The sequence below is a fragment of the Pseudomonas sp. Z1-29 genome, from assembly GCF_051131995.1.
Lineage (GTDB): Bacteria > Pseudomonadota > Gammaproteobacteria > Pseudomonadales > Pseudomonadaceae > Aquipseudomonas.
The window spans coordinates 1,431,949-1,448,979 of record NZ_CP071645.1 but is presented as its reverse complement, the minus strand read 5'-3'; the positions used below and the strand labels follow the sequence as shown (position 1 = coordinate 1,448,979).

Sequence of the window (17,031 nt, the reverse complement as noted above, 5' to 3'; positions counted from 1 at the left end):
ACTATCGATTTAAACTGCGGGCTCCCGTCCATTCGCCTCCCCGGCGCGATGCCCGCAGGTCCAGCCTTGAATCAGCTCGATACGCCTCAAGTCCCGCAACCCGCCATCCGCAGCGTGCTGGTGGCGCTGATGCTGGCGATTTTCCTCGGTGCGTTGGACCAGACCATCGTCGCCGTCTCGATGCCGGCGATTTCCGCGCAATTCAAGGATGTCAGCCTGCTGGCCTGGGTGATCTCGGGCTACATGGTCGCGATGACCGTTGCGGTGCCGATCTACGGCAAACTGGGCGACCTGTACGGCAGGCGGCCATTGATGCTGTTCGGCATGGGCCTGTTCACGCTCGCCTCGCTGTTCTGCGGCCTGGCGCAGGACATGCAGCAACTGGTACTGGCGCGGATTTTCCAGGGCATCGGCGCTGGCGGGATGATCTCCGTGAGCCAGGCGATCATCGGCGACATCATCCCGCCCAGGGAACGTGGCCGTTATCAGGGCTACTTCAGCAGCATGTATGCAGTGGCCAGCGTCGCCGGGCCGGTGCTGGGCGGCTACATGACCGAATACCTGTCCTGGCGCTGGGTGTTCTGGATCAACCTGCCGCTGGGCCTGGGCGCCTGGCTCGTGGCCCGGCGCACGCTGGTGGGGCTGCCGGTGCCGCAACGCACACCCATCATCGACTACTTGGGCACCGTGTTGCTGATCATCGGCCTGACTGCCTTGCTGCTGGGCATTACCCAGGTGGGCCAGGGCCACGCCTGGCACAGCCGCGAAGTGCTCGGGCTGCTCGGTGGCGCCGTGGTCGTGCTGGGGGTATTCGCCTGGCATGAGCGCCGCGCCCGGGAGCCGCTGCTGCCCATGCACCTGTTCGTCAACCGCAGCGCGGTGCTGTGCTGGTGCACGGTGTTCTTCACCAGTTTCCAGGCGATCTCGCTGACGGTGCTGGTGCCGTTGCGCTTCCAGAGCGTGACCGGCGCCGGGGCCGACAGTGCCGCACTGCATCTGCTGCCACTGGCGATGGGCCTGCCGATGGGCGCCTATTTCGCCGGACGGCGCACCTCGATCACCGGCCGCTACAAACCGATGATCCTCAGTGGCGCCCTGCTCTTCCCGTTCGCCATCCTCGGCATGGCCTTCACCCCGCCCGCGGCATTCTGGCTCAGCAGTCTGTTCATGCTGCTCGGCGGCATCGCGTCCGGCATGCAATTTCCCACCTCGCTGGTGGGTTCGCAGAATTCGGTGCAGCAACGGGACATCGGCGTGGCCACCAGCACCACCAACCTGTTCCGCTCACTGGGCGGCGCGGTCGGCGTGGCATTGATGTCGGCGTTGCTGCTGGCGCTGTTGCAGGACTCGGGTTTCGCCCAGCTCGCCGGTTCGTCAGTGATCGGCGAAGGGCATTCCGGCAACGTGCTGCTCGACGGCCTGAACGCCGCGCCGGGCGCGGCACGGGACGCCTTGCGCGAGGAGCTGCAAACGACATTCCGGCATTTGCTGATGATCAGCGCAGCGGTGTCGTTGCTGGGGTTGGCGGCGGCGCTGGCAATGCCCGATTGCCTGTTGCGCGGGCGAGAAGAAAAAACTCGCTAGTGCGGATGGCACTGAACCCTGTGGCGAGGGAGCTTGCTCCCGCTGGACTGCGCAGCAGGCCCAAAATCCTGAGTGAGCCTGGGAATTTTTGGGGCCGCTGCGCGGCCCAGCGGGAGCAAGCTCCCTCGCCACAAAAGCGCGCTCCCCTGCAGGTTAGTCTCAAGCAGTCGCCGCCACCCCACCCGGCACCACCACCGCGCTCATCCCTTCCTTCATCCGCTGGGCATCGCGCACGAAGCAGCGAGAGGCCAGGAACAGGAACACCATGGTCAACAGCAGCGCCACCGGGATCAGGTACATCGCGTCATGCAGGCCGATCGCCTTGAACGCTTCTGTCATTTGCGGGGCGCCTGCGGCCGCCATGGCCGTGTGGGCGAAGTAGTCGGACAAGCCGCCGACCACCACCGGCCCCAGGCCACCGCCGAGCAGATACAGCCCGGCAAAATACAACGCCATCGCCGTGGCCCTCAGGCGCGGCTCCACCACGTCCTGGATCGCGGTGTAGACGCAGGTGTAGAAGTTATAGGCAAACAGCCAGCCGACGCTGAACACGGCGACAAAAATGCCGATTTCGATGCGCCCGGCATGCAGGGCCCAAGCGGTAGTCACCGTGGAAATCGCCAGGCTGAACGCCGCGAACAACAACCGGCCATTGGGCACGCGTTGGTGAATCTTGTCGGCCACCCAGCCGCCAAGGGTCAACCCGAACAACCCGGTCACACCGACCATGATCCCGGTCGCCACAGCCGCCTCGTGCAGCGGCATCCCGAAATAGCGCTGCAGCATCGGCACCAGGAAGGAGTTGCAGGCATAGGTGGCGAAGTTGAAGCACAGCCCCGCCAGGATCAGCCAGAGAAAGGTCGGAATCGCCAGCAACCGGCGAATCGGCTTGTCGACCTTTTCCTGGGACACCGCCACGGTTTCCGCCGCGCCGCGCTTGGGTTCCTTGATGAAAAACATGAACACCGCCAGCACCAGGCCCGGCACCGCCGCAATGAAGAACGGCGCGCGCCAGCTGTCGAACGCCTTGACCATCGCGCCAATGGTAAAAAACGCCAGCAGCAGGCCCAGCGGCAGTCCCAGCATGAAAATGCCCATCGCCCGAGCCCGACGGTGCGCCGGGAATAGGTCGCCGATCAACGAGTTGGCCGCCGGCGCATAACTGGCTTCACCGATGCCCACGCCCATGCGCACCACCAGGAACGCCCAGAAACTGCCCACCAGGCCGTTTACCGCCGTCAGCCCACTCCAGGCCGCCAGGCCCCAGCCCATCAGTTTGCTGCGCGAACCGGTATCGGCCATGCGTCCCAATGGCAGGCCCGCGATGGCATAGACGATGGTGAAGGCGGTACCGATGATGCCGATCTGAAAATCGCTGAGGCTCCACTCCATGCGGATCGGCTCGATGATGATCGCTGGGATGGTGCGGTCGAAAAAGTTGAACAGGTTGGCCAGGAACAGCAGGAACAGAATGCGCCAGGCATTCGCCGCTTGGGTCGAGTTCTGCATGGGTCCGTCTCTTCTTATTGTTGGGCGAGGCATCCGAGCCCGGAGTCTGCAATCTAGACAGCAGCGTGCGCGCTGTCTTCAATCATTCGCGCGGCTGATACCCGACCATGGTGAATGGCGCATCCATGACAACGGTCATCTTTCTGTAGGAAATGCCATCATTTTGCCCCTTCATGATTAAAGATCGTCCTACAGATGCCGATCCAGATAATCAGGAAAGATTCTCCCGAGCGGGGCCCAGGCATTGCCTGGACGCTCGGGCCGACCTTCGCGCGATCAAAAGACGCGAGCTCCCATCCGCGATGGTTCGATGACCCAATCGTCGAACCGACCAGTCAGGCATACGGCGCACAATGACCTCCAAAAAAACAGCCACTGCGGTTTCCGATCTGACCCTGAGCCCGGCCGCCAACGGCGCGGACGCCTCGGCGCTGTCGAGCAGCTCGCGATCCCTGGCGACCCAGCAATATCTGTATTTCACCGAGACCAACACCGACCGCATCCTCGACAACCTCGATGGCCTGCGTGATGCCGTATTCCCCCGCCCGCCGCACCTGGTGGATGACGAGAGCGAACGTGGCCAGCAGGAATTCCCCTCGGTGTGCCTGATCGGCCTCGGGCGCTGCGGCTCCAACATCGCCCTGGACGTAGCGGAACTGGTCTACAACGCGCGCAAGTTCTATCTCAACGAATTCAACGCCGAAGACAAGCACTACGGTGACAAGGGCTATCGCCCCGCGCAGTGGATGCGCAACCTGCGCCTGGGGACCAGCAAGGCCAGCAAACCGGTGTTCCTGGTTGAACCGCTGGTCATGCTCGGCGACCTGGACAAAGACATCGCCGGGCGTATCCGGTTTTCCCGCAAGGGCGAAAAAAGCGGGTTCTTGCGCGACTACAGCAAGATGAAAATCATGGACCTCTCCGAAGTCCATGCCGGTGGTGCCGGTAACGCGCCGATCCTCGGCCAGTACCTGGCGAAGATCATCCTGAACAAGGACACCCAGCGCTTCTCCAGCCCCGACTGGAAAATGATCCACTCGTACCTGATCGACAGCTGCGGCATCAAGGCCAACCAGTCGCGCCTGTACTTCTCGATCTTCAGCGCCGGCGGCGGTACCGGTTCGGGCATGGCTTCGGAGTTCGGCCTGGCCCAGCAGTACTCGTACATGAACAAGACGTTCGACACCAAGCCGATGGACGAACACGACAGCAAGAGCGGTCATTCCTTCGTCTTCGAACCGATTTTCACCAGCGGCATCTGCGTGCTGCCGAACATTTCCGATCACCGCAGTGAAATGTCCGAGGCGCTGCACATCAACGCCGGACGGCTGCTGTGCAAATACCTCTCGGAAGAATGGGATTTCTCGTACAACTTCGCCAACGAAGACAGCAGCGAAGCCAGCGTCATGGGCCGTATCCGGCCATGGAACGCGATGATGCTGATCTCCAACGACATCATGCGCTACGCCGAAGAAAGCGATGACGGCAACATCCAGAACATTGATGTCAATGCCATGGAAAAGCACGCCAACCAGTACATTTCCCAACAGATCTTCAACATCCTCACGGCCCAGGCCGTGACCACCGACTACGACCAGAACTACTTCCGGCGCGCCGGCATCGACATCGGCGAAACCATTCGCCTGGATGCCAACGACCTGTTCATGAGCCTGGCCGGCCCGGTGGCAATTGCCTACGCTGAATCCGTCGTTCCGGAAACCCCGGCGCCGAGCGGCGACAAGTTCAAGGTGTTCGAAAAGGAGCCGCCGCGCCTGAACATCGACGACCTGTTCTTCCGCTCCATCGACCTGCCGCACTTCAACAAGGTCACCCAGGCCATCGAAGGCATCAGCCTGTTGCCGATCGAATCCAAGCGTTACCGGGCCTCGCTGGAGCAATACAAGAATTCCGGCTACGACGCCGCCGCCCTGCACGACCTGCACTTCTTCAAGAACTGCTCGTCGGTGGTGTCGATCGTCTCGCTGCCCAAGGACTACAAGCTGTCCTACATGGACCTGAACCGGCTCAAGACCCACCTCAACAGCCTGTTCCCGAATACCACGCTCAAGCGCTATGCGCTGGTGATCGGCGCCTCGGCCAACTTGTCGCTGACCACCCTGATCGCCAAGAGCCCGTGCCTGTCGGATGACTTCCTGACCCTGATCGTGGCGTTCATCAAGCGCTGCTTTGCCCGCACGCCGTATCGCTTCGACGAGACCCTGGACAACTCGATCCTGGACTTCATCATCAATGAAGAGTTCGATGAAGGACGCATCGATGAGTTGCTCAACGAATTCGAGAACCCGGCGAAGATCCTCGACACCAACTGGTACGCGATCAAGCCGATGTACGAGAAGAAGTACCGCGAGCTGATCAGCGACAAGGACAAGTTTGTCTCGATCAATGACATCCGCCTGTCCCGCGACTGCGTGAAGAAGTCGATCAAGTACCTGCGCGAGATCTACCGTCACCGGATCGGCAAGACCAAGGTTATTTCGCTGAATAACCATACTGGCAAGAGTTACTGAGGCTGGCGTGACACCGCGTCGCGCCGATTCGCGAGCAGGCTCACTCCCACAGGATTTGTGAACACAGATCCGTTGTGGGAGCGAGCCTGCTCGCGAAGGGGCCACGAGCGGCACCGCAAAAACAACATCCAGAAACAATTAGGCAGCCCACCGGCCGCACCAAAAACTGTTCCCGTTACGTATACGTCACCCTGCCCTGTGGCGTTTCGCCACGGCAGGCTGTCATCACGCTACTCACCTACACACTTTCCGAGATGCCAAAACACGAACCAACTTGGTGCACCGATCAGTTCGACGCCCTTTCCTGGACCATTATCCACGGCGAAACCACCACGGCCCACAGCAGCGGATCACGCTCGAGAAAATCCAGCGCCCGCGTTTCAGACAGCTTGGCGAGCTGCCCGCCGGCCAGCCAGGCGGCGACTTTGGTACCTTCGTCCTCGGCAATGGCCTCGGCGGCGGCGATCAGATCCAGTGCCGGATCGACCCACAATAGGGCACCCTTGGCAAAGAACGGTTCCAGCTCCTTCCAGGTAATGGATGCGGTTTCACCGAGCAATTTGGCATAGAGGGTGCTAGGTTCTTGATTCATGGGAGCTGTCCGGAAAAGAAATCGGCGCGAATGATAACGTCGGTGGTCTGGCAGAAAAACCCGGTTGCAATTGCAGCACCGATTGAAAAGCGCAGGAAAGCCAAGGATTGCCGATTTGACCGGACAAACCCCGCCGCGAATCTGTCTTTTTCTTTCAATAAAGCGACACCCCCAGGCTTTGCCCCCAAGCGCCAGCTTCCCTTGCCAACAATCGGCGCTCTACACTGTACCGGTACAGTTGCCGGGGGCATTTTCCGCGTGGGTATCCAAGATATCTGACCCGGTTCTGCTGCTACGGCGCCAGGACTATAAAAACTACAACAGCATGAGTGGAGCACTATGACTAAGGCTACTAAGCAGATTTCCAAACTGTTTGCCGCTATGGTTCTGGCCGGGGTTGCCAGCCATTCGTTTGCCGCCGACACCATCAAGATCGGCATCGCCGGCCCGAAAACCGGCCCTGTAGCCCAATACGGCGACATGCAGTTCAGTGGCGCGAAAATGGCCATCGAACAGATCAACGCCAAGGGTGGCGTCGACGGCAAGCAACTGGTCGCCGTTGAATACGACGACGCCTGTGATCCAAAACAAGCGGTCGCGGTCGCGAACAAAGTCGTCAACGACGGCATCAAGTTCGTGGTCGGCCACCTGTGCTCCAGCTCCACCCAGCCCGCTTCCGACATCTACGAAGACGAAGGCGTGATCATGATCACTCCGGCGGCTACCAGCCCGGACATCACCGCTCGCGGCTACAAGATGATCTTCCGTACCATCGGCCTGGACAGCGCCCAAGGCCCTGCGGCCGGCAACTACATCGCCGACCACGTCAAGCCGAAAGTCGTTGCGGTCCTGCACGACAAGCAGCAGTACGGTGAAGGCATCGCCAGCGCCGTGAAGAAAACCCTCGAAGGCAAAGGCGTGAAAGTGGCCGTCTTCGAAGGCGTGAACGCCGGCGACAAAGACTTCTCCTCGATGATCGCCAAGCTCAAGCAAGCCAACGTCGACTTCGTCTACTACGGCGGCTACCACCCGGAGCTGGGCCTGATTCTGCGTCAAGCCCAGGAAAAAGGCCTGAAAGCCAAGTTCATGGGTCCGGAAGGCGTGGGTAACGATTCCATCTCGCAAATCGCCAAGGAATCCTCCGAAGGCCTGCTGGTGACCCTGCCGAAATCCTTCGACCAGGATCCGGCCAACGTCGCCCTGGCTGACGCGTTCAAGGCCAAGAAAGAAGACCCGAGCGGTCCGTTCGTATTCCCGTCCTACTCCGCTGTGACCGTGATCGCCGACGCGATCAAGGCTGCCAAGAGCGAAGACGCGACCAAAGTGGCTGAAGCCATCCACGCCGGCACTTTCAAGACGCCAACCGGTGACTTGAGCTTCGACGACAAGGGCGACCTGAAGGACTTCAAGTTCGTGGTTTACGAGTGGCATTTCGGCAAACCTAAAACCGAAGCTTCGCCTCAGTAAGGCCTGGCCTGACTGACTGCCAATAAAGCCCACGGCGTGCCGTGGGCTTTGTTTTAAATGTATTGGGCCGCGCTGGCGTGATCCGCCAGTCTCCCCACCTGAAAATCTCAAAACCGTCATCAGCGGTTCGCTGGCAAACCTCGTGTTCGAAGTGGATGCAGATCCACGGGACCCGGGCGGGAAAATGACTCCACCAGTGAAATGCGTATCAGGTTTTTAGGAGCGCTGTAATGCCTGACATCTATCACTTCTTCCAGCAGCTGGTTAACGGCCTGACCGTTGGCAGCACGTATGCCCTGATCGCCATCGGCTATACGATGGTCTACGGCATCATTGGAATGATCAACTTCGCCCACGGCGAGGTGTACATGATCGGCTCCTACGTGGCGTTCATCGCCATCGCCGGGCTGGCCATGATGGGACTCGACAGTGTCCCGCTGTTGATGACCGCAGCTTTCATCGCGAGCATCGTGGTTACCAGTTCCTATGGCTACAGCATCGAACGGATCGCCTACCGCCCGCTGCGCGGCAGCAACCGTCTGATCCCGCTGATTTCCGCCATCGGTATGTCGATCTTCCTGCAGAACACGGTACTGCTTTCGCAAGACTCCAAGGACAAATCCATTCCCAACCTGATTCCGGGCAACTTCGCCATCGGGCCAGGCGGGGCACATGAAGTGCTGATTTCCTACATGCAAATCGTGGTGTTCGTGGTGACCCTGGTCGCCATGCTCGGCCTGACGCTGTTCATCTCCCGTTCCCGCCTGGGCCGCGCCTGCCGCGCCTGCGCCGAGGACATCAAGATGGCCAACCTGCTGGGCATCAACACCAACAACATCATCGCCCTGACCTTCGTCATCGGTGCGGCCCTGGCGGCCATCGCCGCGGTGCTGTTGAGCATGCAATACGGCGTCATCAACCCCAACGCCGGTTTCCTCGTGGGCCTGAAAGCCTTTACCGCCGCGGTGCTCGGCGGCATCGGCAGCATCCCCGGCGCGATGCTCGGCGGCTTGGTGCTGGGCGTGGCGGAAGCCTTTGGTGCCGACATCTTCGGCGACCAGTACAAGGACGTCGTGGCGTTCGGCTTGTTGGTTCTGGTTCTGTTATTCCGGCCGACCGGCATCCTGGGCCGTCCGGAGGTTGAGAAAGTATGACTAGGCATCTCAAATCGGCGCTCTTCAGCGCCCTGCTGGTCTGGGCCGTGGCCTATCCGGTACTCGGTCTCAAACTGACCATCGTTGGTATCAACCTGGAAGTGCACGGCACCAGCCCGACCATCCTGGCGACCATCGCCGTATGTTCCGTCCTGATGTTCCTGCGGGTGCTGTTCAGCACGCAGATCAGTGCGGCGTGGAAAGCGTCGCCCGGCGTGCCGGTGATCCCGGCCAAGGCCAGCAACTTCCTGACCCTGCCGTCGACCCAGCGCTGGATCGTCCTGGGCCTGATCGTCGTGGCCCTGGTATGGCCGTTCTTCGGTTCGCGCGGCGCGGTGGACATCGCCACGCTGATCCTGATCTACGTGATGCTCGGCCTCGGCCTGAACATCGTCGTGGGCCTGGCCGGCCTGCTGGACCTGGGTTATGTCGGCTTCTACGCCGTCGGGGCCTACAGCTACGCGCTGCTGTCGCACTACTTCGGCCTGAGCTTCTGGATCTGCCTGCCGATCGCCGGAATGATGGCCGCCACCTTCGGTTTTCTGCTGGGGTTCCCGGTCCTGCGCTTGCGCGGCGACTACCTGGCGATCGTGACCCTGGGTTTTGGCGAGATCATCCGTCTGTTCCTGCGCAACCTGACCGACATCACCGGCGGCCCGAACGGCATCAGCAACATCGAGAAGCCGACGTTCTTCGGCCTGACCTTCGAACGTAAAGCCGCCGAAGGCCTGCAGACCTTCCACGAGTACTTCGGCCTGCAATACAACTCGATCAACAAGGTGATCTTCCTCTACCTGGTTGCCTTGTTGCTGGCCCTGGCCGCGTTGTTCGTCATCAACCGCCTGCTGCGCATGCCGATCGGCCGTGCGTGGGAAGCCTTGCGCGAAGACGAAATCGCCTGCCGTGCGCTGGGTCTCAACCCGACCGTGATCAAGCTTTCGGCCTTTACCCTGGGTGCTGCGTTCGCCGGTTTCGCCGGTAGCTTCTTCGCCGCTCGCCAAGGCCTGGTGACGCCCGAGTCCTTCACCTTCATCGAGTCGGCGATCATCCTCGCCATCGTTGTGTTGGGCGGGATGGGCTCGCAGTTGGGTGTGATCCTGGCGGCGATCGTGATGATCCTGCTGCCCGAAATGATGCGTGAATTCAGCGAATACCGCATGTTGATGTTCGGCGCCTTGATGGTGCTGATGATGATCTGGCGTCCTCAAGGTCTGCTGCCTATGCAACGCCCGCACATGGAGCTGCGCAAATGAGCCGCGAGATCCTGAAAGTCGAAAATCTGAGCATGCGCTTCGGCGGCTTGCTGGCGGTCAACGGCGTGGCCCTGACCGTTAAAGAGAAACAAGTGGTTGCCTTGATCGGGCCGAACGGCGCGGGCAAGACCACCGTGTTCAACTGCCTGACCGGTTTCTACCAGCCTACCGGCGGCACCATCCTGCTGGACGGCGAGCCGATCCAGGGCCTGCCCGGTCATCACATTGCCCGCAAGGGCGTGGTGCGGACCTTCCAGAACGTGCGGCTGTTCAAGGACATGACGGCGGTCGAAAACCTGCTGATCGCCCAGCATCGTCACTTGAACACCAACTTCTTTGCCGGTCTGTTCAAGACCCCGGCGTTCCGCAAGAGCGAACGCGAGGCCATGGAGTACGCCGAGTACTGGCTGGACAAGGTCAACCTCACCGAGTTCGCCAACCGTACCGCCGGGACCCTGGCCTACGGTCAGCAACGGCGCCTGGAAATCGCCCGCTGCATGATGACCCGTCCGCGGATCCTCATGCTCGACGAACCGGCCGCCGGCCTGAACCCGAAGGAAACCGAAGACCTGAAGGCGCTGATCAGCGTGCTGCGCGAGGAGCACAACGTGACCGTGCTGCTGATCGAGCATGACATGAAGCTGGTCATGAGCATTTCCGACCACATCGTCGTGATCAACCAGGGCACGCCCCTGGCCGACGGTACGCCGGAACAGATCCGCGACAATCCTGAAGTGATCAAAGCCTACCTGGGGGAAGCGTAAATGCTGCAGTTCGAAAACGTTTCCACCTTCTACGGCAAGATCCAGGCGCTGCACAGCGTCAACGTCGAGGTCCGCCAGGGCGAAATCGTCACGCTGATCGGTGCCAACGGTGCCGGCAAGTCCACACTGCTGATGACACTCTGCGGTTCGCCGCAGGCCCACAGCGGCAGCATCCGCTACATGGGTGAGGAGCTGGTGGGCCAGGACTCGGCGCAAATCATGCGCAAGAGCATCGCCGTGGTGCCTGAAGGCCGTCGGGTATTTGCCCGGCTGACCGTGGAAGAAAACCTCGCAATGGGCGGTTTTTTTACCGACAAGGGCGACTTTCAGGAACAGATGGACAAGGTGCTGCACCTTTTCCCACGCCTGAAAGAGCGTTTTACCCAGCGCGGCGGCACCATGTCCGGCGGCGAACAGCAGATGCTCGCCATCGGTCGTGCACTGATGAGCAAGCCTAAGCTGCTGCTGCTCGACGAGCCGTCGCTGGGCCTGGCGCCGATCATCATCCAGCAGATCTTCGACATCATCGAACAGCTGCGCAAGGATGGCGTGACGGTGTTCCTGGTGGAGCAGAACGCCAACCAGGCGCTGAAGATCGCTGACCGGGCGTACGTGCTGGAGAACGGTCGCGTGGTGATGCAAGGCACCGGTGAAGCACTGCTGACCGATCCGAAAGTGCGCGAGGCGTACCTGGGCGGTTGAGTCTGTCGCGATAGAAAAAACGGCTTTCGGGCCGTTTTTTTTTTGCCTGCTAATCTTCCCTAAACGCCAAGCCCCCTGTGGGAGCGAGCCTGCTCGCGAAGGCGGCGGCAAATACACAAACTATGCAAGCTGAACCACCGCGATCGCGAGCAAGCTCGCTCCCACAGGGTTGCGGGGCGATTGCTAAAGACGATCCAACGCCTCCCCGCTGCGTTTGAACCATTCAATCAGATAATCAGCCAGCACCTGCGTACGCTTGGGCAACCCTCCCTGATATGGATGCACCAGATACATCGGCATGCGACGGGTCTGAAAGTCGCGCAGCAACCAGCGCAGGCGGCCGTCGGCCAGTTCCTGGTCAAGCAGATACGACGGCAGACGGGCGATTCCAGCGCCGGCCAGGGCGGCTTTTTTCAACAGGCTGTAATGGTTGCTGGCAAACGGCCCGGACACCCGCACCCGCAGCAATTCATGTTGCTGGTGATACAACCACTCCTCACGACCACTGTAGTGACTGTTGAGCAGACATTTGTGTTCCGCCAGGGCCTGGGGAACCGCGGGCTCACCGAAGCGCTCCAGATAGGCCGGGCTGGCGCAGGTCAGTTCATGCCAGGCCAGCAGCGGGCGAGCCACCAACCGCTCGTCGATCGCCGCATCCGAGCGGATCGCCAGATCAAACCCATCGCGCGATAAATCGCGGTAACCGTTATTGAGCTCCAGCTCGATCTGCACGTCGGGGTAGGCGAGAGCGAACTCGGTCAGCAGCCCTTCAAAAAAGGTTTCGCCCAACGAAACCGGTACTGTCATCCGCACCGGCCCGGAAATTTCACCCTTCAAGCGGGCCAACGCCTGACGCGCCCTGTCCACCTGCACCAACAAGGCCTGGGCCTGGGGCAACAGTGCCGCACCCGCCGCCGTCAGGCTCAGGCGTCGAGTCGTGCGCTGGAGCAGGATCACTGAAAACCGCTCCTCCAGCAGGCTGATGCGCTTGGACAGTTGCCCCTTGCTGCATCCCAACCGCTGCGCCGCCAGGGTAAAACTACCGGCCTCGACCAGCACGGCAAACGCTGCCAGATCATCGATCTCGCTCATTGGATTGTTTCCAAATCAAAACCAAAGGTTTCCAATTAGCACGCTTATCCCCAGGAAAATCCACTCTAGACTGCAACCTCGTCCACCCCATTTGAGGATCAGTCCATGAAAATCCTGTTGATCGGCGCCAACGGAACCATCGGTTCGGCCATCGCTAACGAGTTGTCGCCCCGTCATGAAATTGTCCGTATCGGCCGCCACAGCGGTGATGTGCAAGTGGATATCAGCGACAGCGCCTCGATCCGCGCCCTGTTCGAAAAAACCGGCCGCTTCGATGCCTTGGTTTGTGCGGCGGGCAACGTCACTTTCGCGCCGCTGGGCGACATGACCGAAGAAAGCTTCGCCCTCGGTTTGAAAGACAAGTTGATGGGCCAGGTCAATCTTGTATTGATCGGCCGCGAATTCGCCAATGACGGCGCATCCTTTACCCTCACCACCGGCGTACTCAGCCACGACCCGATCAAGAGCGGCGCCTCGGCGGCCCTGGTGAACGGCGCCCTCGACAGTTTTGTGCGCGCTGCGGCAATCGAGCTGCCCCGGGGCCTCAGGCTCAACTCGGTAAGCCCGAACGTATTGCTGGAAGCGATGGACAAATATGCGCCGTACTTCCGCGGCTACAAGCCGGTTCCTGCGGCTGAAGTGGCATTGGCCTACGCCAAGAGCGTCGAAGGCCTGCAAACCGGGCAGACTTTTCACGTCGGCTGACCCCTTGTGATGAAGGATCAGTCTGAGTAACGTGGCGGCACTTGTCTGGAGACCCAATGATGCGTGCCGCCCGTTCCCTGTTGTGTATTGCCTCGCTTGCGCTTTTCGCCGGCTGCCAGTTGCTCGACGCCCCGCGCCAGAGCGCCTCCCATGCCGGCCAGACGCGCATGCAGGGCGAACTCACGGCGGTCGATGGCAAACTGGTGTTCCAGCCGTGCCAGGAACAGCGCCGCTACATCGTCAACGACACCGGCGGCACCAGCGTGCTGCAACAAGCCGCCACCCTGGCGGATGATCGCGGCAAACTCTTCGCCGATCTGCGCGGGCGTATCGTTTCCAGCGCGGCGGCCGGCACCGACAGCCAGCTGGACGTCGAGCAGCTGTATCGCCTGGAACGCTCCGGGACCGCTTGCGATGATGTTGACTTCAAACGGGTGATTCTGCGGGCAGCGGGACATGCCCCTGAATGGACACTCAAGGCCAGCGGCAAGGGCCTGGTCCTGGATCGCCAAGGGCAGCCGCCGCTGGCGGTGCCTTACGTCGAGGAGCAGTTGGGCGATGGCCGCTTCAACCTCGGCACCGAGGCCAACGGCCAGAAGGTCGAGTTGTGGGTCACGCCGCAACGCTGCGTCGACAGCACCAGTGGCAGCGTGCAGCACATGAGCGCCGAGTTGCGGGTCAACGGTCAGGTCCAGCGCGGTTGCGCCTACTTTGGTGGCGCGCGCGACGACTGATTCGACGCATGACGGGTTTTAACCTCACGGAAAACCGGGATTGCGGCTTATAATCGCGGGTTTGAAGAACGCCTTGGCGCAGTTGTGCGCCCCGCGAACCGGACCCCGTCATGTTACGAATCACCGAACTCAAGCTGCCGATCGACCATCCCGAAGAAGACTTGCGCCCTGCCATCGTGCAGCGGCTGGGCATCGCCAGCGATGACCTGCTCGACTTCACCCTGTTCAAGCGCAGCTACGACGCCCGCAAGAAATCCTCCGAGCTGTGCTTCATCTACACCATCGACCTGTCGGTGCGCGATGAAGCCGGTGTGCTGCGCAAGTTCGCCGATGACCGTAATGTCAACGAAGCGCCGGACATCAGCTACAAGGTGGTTGGCCAGGCGCCGGCGGACTTGAGCGAGCGGCCGATCGTGGTCGGCTTCGGGCCGTGCGGCATCTTCGCCGCCATGCTGCTCGCGCAGATGGGCTTCAAGCCGATCATCCTTGAGCGCGGCCCGGAAGTACGCCAGCGCACCAAGGACACCTGGGGCCTGTGGCGTAAAAGCGTGCTCAATCCCGAGTCCAACGTGCAGTTCGGCGAAGGCGGCGCGGGGACATTCTCCGACGGCAAGCTCTACAGTCAGATCAAGGATCCGAAATTCCTTGGACGCAAGGTCCTGCATGAGTTCGTCAAGGCCGGGGCCCCTGAAGAAATCCTCTATGTCAGCAAGCCGCACATCGGTACGTTCCGTCTGACCGGCGTCGTCGAAAACATGCGAGAGCAGATTCGCGCCCTGGGCGGTGAAGTGCGCTTCGGCGAGCGAGTTACCGACGTTTTGATCGAGGACGGCCAACTGGTTGGCGTCGAGCTGGCCAGCGGCGAGCAGATCCGTTCGAAACACGTGATCCTCGCCCTGGGCCATAGCGCCCGGGATACCTTCCGCATGCTCCACAGCCGTGGCGTGTACATGGAAGCCAAGCCGTTCTCGGTGGGTTTTCGTATTGAGCATCCGCAATCGCTGATCGACAGCGCACGCCTGGGCAAGTATGCCGGCCACCCGAAACTCGGCGCCGCCGACTACAAACTGGTGCACCACGCGAAAAATGGTCGCTCGGTGTACAGCTTCTGCATGTGCCCGGGCGGCACCGTGGTGGCGGCGACCTCCGAGCCGAACCGCGTCGTGACCAATGGCATGAGCCAATACTCGCGCAACGAGCGCAACGCCAACTCCGGCATCGTCGTCGGCATCACGCCGGAAGTGGATTATCCGGGTGGCCCGCTGGCGGGCATCGAGTTGCAGGAGCGCCTGGAATCCCACGCCTTCGTGCTGGGTGGCAGCAACTATGAAGCCCCCGCGCAACTGGTGGGTGATTTCATCGCCGGCAAGCCGTCCACGGCGCTGGGCAGCGTCGAACCGTCCTACAAGCCTGGGGTTGCCCTGGGCGACCTGGCCCTGGCTCTGCCGGATTTCGCCATCGAGGCCATCCGTGAAGCGCTGCCGGCGTTCGAGAAACAGATCCGTGGTTATTCGCTGCATGATGCGGTGCTCACCGGCATCGAGACCCGGACTTCATCGCCGCTGCGCATCACCCGCAACGAAACGCTGCAGAGCTTGAATGTGAAAGGCCTGTTCCCGGCTGGCGAAGGTGCCGGTTATGCCGGCGGGATCTTGTCGGCGGGCGTGGACGGGATCCGGATCGCCGAAGCGGTGGCGCGGGATATTCTTGGCTTGAAGGACTGACATCCATCCACTGTGGGAGCGAGCCTGCTCGCGAAAGCGATGAATCATTCAGCATGTATATTGAATGTTAATCCGCTTTCGCGAGCAGGCTCGCTCCCACAGGGTTCTCTGAGTGTTCCAGTCAGATATTGGCCCGCAACACGCCCTCCGGCAGCGCTTCTCCGCGCTCCGCACATGCCGCCACCGCATCGATCAATGGGTCCAACTCATGCCCCTGGGCCTTGAGCCACGCCGGATCGTAATACGTCGTGGCATAACGCTCCCCGCCATCACACAGAATCGCCACGATCGACCCCGACTCACCGCCTTCCACCATTCGCTTCGCGGCGATCAGCGCGCCGATCAGGTTGGTGCCGCTGGATCCGCCGACCCGCCGTCCCAGTCGCTGGGCCAGGTAGTGCATGGCCGCGAGGGACAGGGCGTCCGGCACCTTGACCATCGCATCGATCACCTTGGGCAGGAACGAGGCTTCGACCCGTGGCCGACCGATCCCTTCGATCCGCGACCCGCAATCCAGGCGCAGGCTGGCATCGCCGCTGCGGTAGTAGTCGAAAAATACCGAACGCTCGGCGTCGGCACACAGCACACGGGTACTGTGCTGGCGGTAGCGTACGTAGCGCCCCAAGGTGGCCGTTGTACCGCCCGTGCCAGGGCTGGAGATCAGCCAGGTAGGCTCCGAATGCCGCTCGAAGCGCATCTGCTGGAAAATCGACTCGGCAATGTTGTTGTTCGCCCGCCAGTCCGTGGCCCGCTCGGCGTAGGTGAACTGGTCGATGAAATGCCCGTCATGCTCGCGGGCCAGGCGTTCGGATTCGGCGTAGATCTGCGTAGGGTCATCCACCAGATGGCTTTGGCCACCATAGAAGGCGATCTGGGCGATTTTTTCCCGGGAGGTAGTGGCAGGCATCACCGCGATGAAAGGCAGGCCCAGCAACCGCGCAAAATACGCCTCGGAAATCGCCGTCGAGCCGCTGGAGGCCTCGATCACCGGTGCACCGGGCTTGAGCCAGCCATTGCACAATGCATACAGGAACAGCGAGCGGGCCAGTCGGTGCTTGAGGCTGCCGGTGGGATGGCTGGACTCATCCTTGAAATACAGCTCGATGCCCGGCAGTCCGGCCAGCGGCAATGGGATCAGATGCGTATCGGCACTGCGTTGGAAATCCGCCTCGATGATACGGATGGCTTCACGCGCCCATTGGCGGGGATCGTTCATGGTGTTT

General features: G+C 61.3%; 14 protein-coding genes. 10 read left to right on the top strand and 4 right to left on the bottom strand.

Annotated features, from left to right (window positions below; genetic code table 11):
* Positions 1 to 48 precede the first annotated feature (48 nt).
* Positions 49 to 1,584, top strand: a complete 1,536-nt coding sequence (locus J3P84_RS06825; protein WP_434628864.1) for an MDR family MFS transporter — start codon at positions 49 to 51, stop codon at positions 1,582 to 1,584.
* A gap of 159 nt (positions 1,585 to 1,743) precedes the next feature.
* On the opposite strand, the gene J3P84_RS06820 is transcribed toward J3P84_RS06825, so the two are convergent.
* Positions 1,744 to 3,093, bottom strand: a complete 1,350-nt coding sequence (locus tag J3P84_RS06820; protein ID WP_434628862.1) for a spinster family MFS transporter — start codon at positions 3,091 to 3,093, stop codon at positions 1,744 to 1,746.
* Between the two features lie 353 nt (positions 3,094 to 3,446).
* Between J3P84_RS06820 and J3P84_RS06815 the strand changes: the two genes are divergently transcribed.
* Positions 3,447 to 5,621, top strand: coding sequence for a hypothetical protein (locus tag J3P84_RS06815; RefSeq protein ID WP_434628860.1), 2,175 nt, complete (start codon positions 3,447 to 3,449; stop codon positions 5,619 to 5,621).
* A gap of 286 nt (positions 5,622 to 5,907) precedes the next feature.
* Here J3P84_RS06815 and J3P84_RS06810 read toward each other — a convergent pair whose 3' ends face one another.
* Complete coding sequence (locus tag J3P84_RS06810) at positions 5,908 to 6,213, bottom strand: DUF2288 domain-containing protein (protein WP_434628858.1); 306 nt, start codon at positions 6,211 to 6,213, stop codon at positions 5,908 to 5,910.
* 339 nt (positions 6,214 to 6,552) lie between these two features.
* Between J3P84_RS06810 and J3P84_RS06805 the strand changes: the two genes are divergently transcribed.
* From J3P84_RS06805 to J3P84_RS06785, 5 genes are all read left to right on the top strand, one after another.
* Positions 6,553 to 7,680, top strand: coding sequence for a branched-chain amino acid ABC transporter substrate-binding protein (locus J3P84_RS06805; RefSeq protein ID WP_434628856.1), 1,128 nt, complete (start codon positions 6,553 to 6,555; stop codon positions 7,678 to 7,680).
* A 230-nt stretch (positions 7,681 to 7,910) separates the two neighbouring features.
* The gene (gene livH / locus J3P84_RS06800; RefSeq protein WP_014336891.1) at positions 7,911 to 8,834 is read left to right on the top strand and encodes a high-affinity branched-chain amino acid ABC transporter permease LivH; all 924 of its coding nucleotides are present in this window, start codon (positions 7,911 to 7,913) and stop codon (positions 8,832 to 8,834) included.
* The gene (locus J3P84_RS06795) at positions 8,831 to 10,087 is read left to right on the top strand and encodes a high-affinity branched-chain amino acid ABC transporter permease LivM (protein WP_434572259.1); all 1,257 of its coding nucleotides are present in this window, start codon (positions 8,831 to 8,833) and stop codon (positions 10,085 to 10,087) included. Before livH ends, J3P84_RS06795 begins: the two co-directional genes overlap by 4 nt.
* Entirely contained in the window at positions 10,084 to 10,851 is a 768-nt protein-coding gene (gene livG / locus J3P84_RS06790) for a high-affinity branched-chain amino acid ABC transporter ATP-binding protein LivG (RefSeq protein ID WP_186613628.1), read from the top strand. Before J3P84_RS06795 ends, livG begins: the two co-directional genes overlap by 4 nt.
* Positions 10,852 to 11,553, top strand: a complete 702-nt coding sequence (locus J3P84_RS06785; RefSeq protein ID WP_186613630.1) for an ABC transporter ATP-binding protein — start codon at positions 10,852 to 10,854, stop codon at positions 11,551 to 11,553.
* Positions 11,554 to 11,736: 183 nt separating this feature from the next.
* Here the strand turns inward: J3P84_RS06785 and J3P84_RS06780 are convergent, their stop codons facing one another.
* Positions 11,737 to 12,645, bottom strand: a complete 909-nt coding sequence (locus J3P84_RS06780) for a LysR family transcriptional regulator (RefSeq protein ID WP_434628853.1) — start codon at positions 12,643 to 12,645, stop codon at positions 11,737 to 11,739.
* 105 nt (positions 12,646 to 12,750) lie between these two features.
* On the opposite strand from J3P84_RS06780, the gene J3P84_RS06775 reads away from it, so the two are divergent.
* From J3P84_RS06775 to J3P84_RS06765, 3 genes are all read left to right on the top strand, one after another.
* A complete protein-coding gene (locus tag J3P84_RS06775) occupies positions 12,751 to 13,350 on the top strand; it encodes a short chain dehydrogenase (RefSeq protein WP_434572253.1) in 600 nt (199 codons plus the stop codon).
* A gap of 59 nt (positions 13,351 to 13,409) precedes the next feature.
* Complete coding sequence (locus tag J3P84_RS06770) at positions 13,410 to 14,084, top strand: COG3650 family protein (RefSeq protein ID WP_434631177.1); 675 nt, start codon at positions 13,410 to 13,412, stop codon at positions 14,082 to 14,084.
* Between the two features lie 110 nt (positions 14,085 to 14,194).
* On the top strand, positions 14,195 to 15,808 hold the full coding sequence (locus tag J3P84_RS06765; RefSeq protein WP_434628851.1) for an NAD(P)/FAD-dependent oxidoreductase: 1,614 nt from the start codon (positions 14,195 to 14,197) through the stop codon (positions 15,806 to 15,808).
* Between the two features lie 121 nt (positions 15,809 to 15,929).
* On the opposite strand, the gene J3P84_RS06760 is transcribed toward J3P84_RS06765, so the two are convergent.
* Positions 15,930 to 17,024, bottom strand: a complete 1,095-nt coding sequence (locus J3P84_RS06760; RefSeq protein WP_434628849.1) for a PLP-dependent cysteine synthase family protein — start codon at positions 17,022 to 17,024, stop codon at positions 15,930 to 15,932.
* Between the last annotated feature and the right edge of the window lie 7 nt (positions 17,025 to 17,031).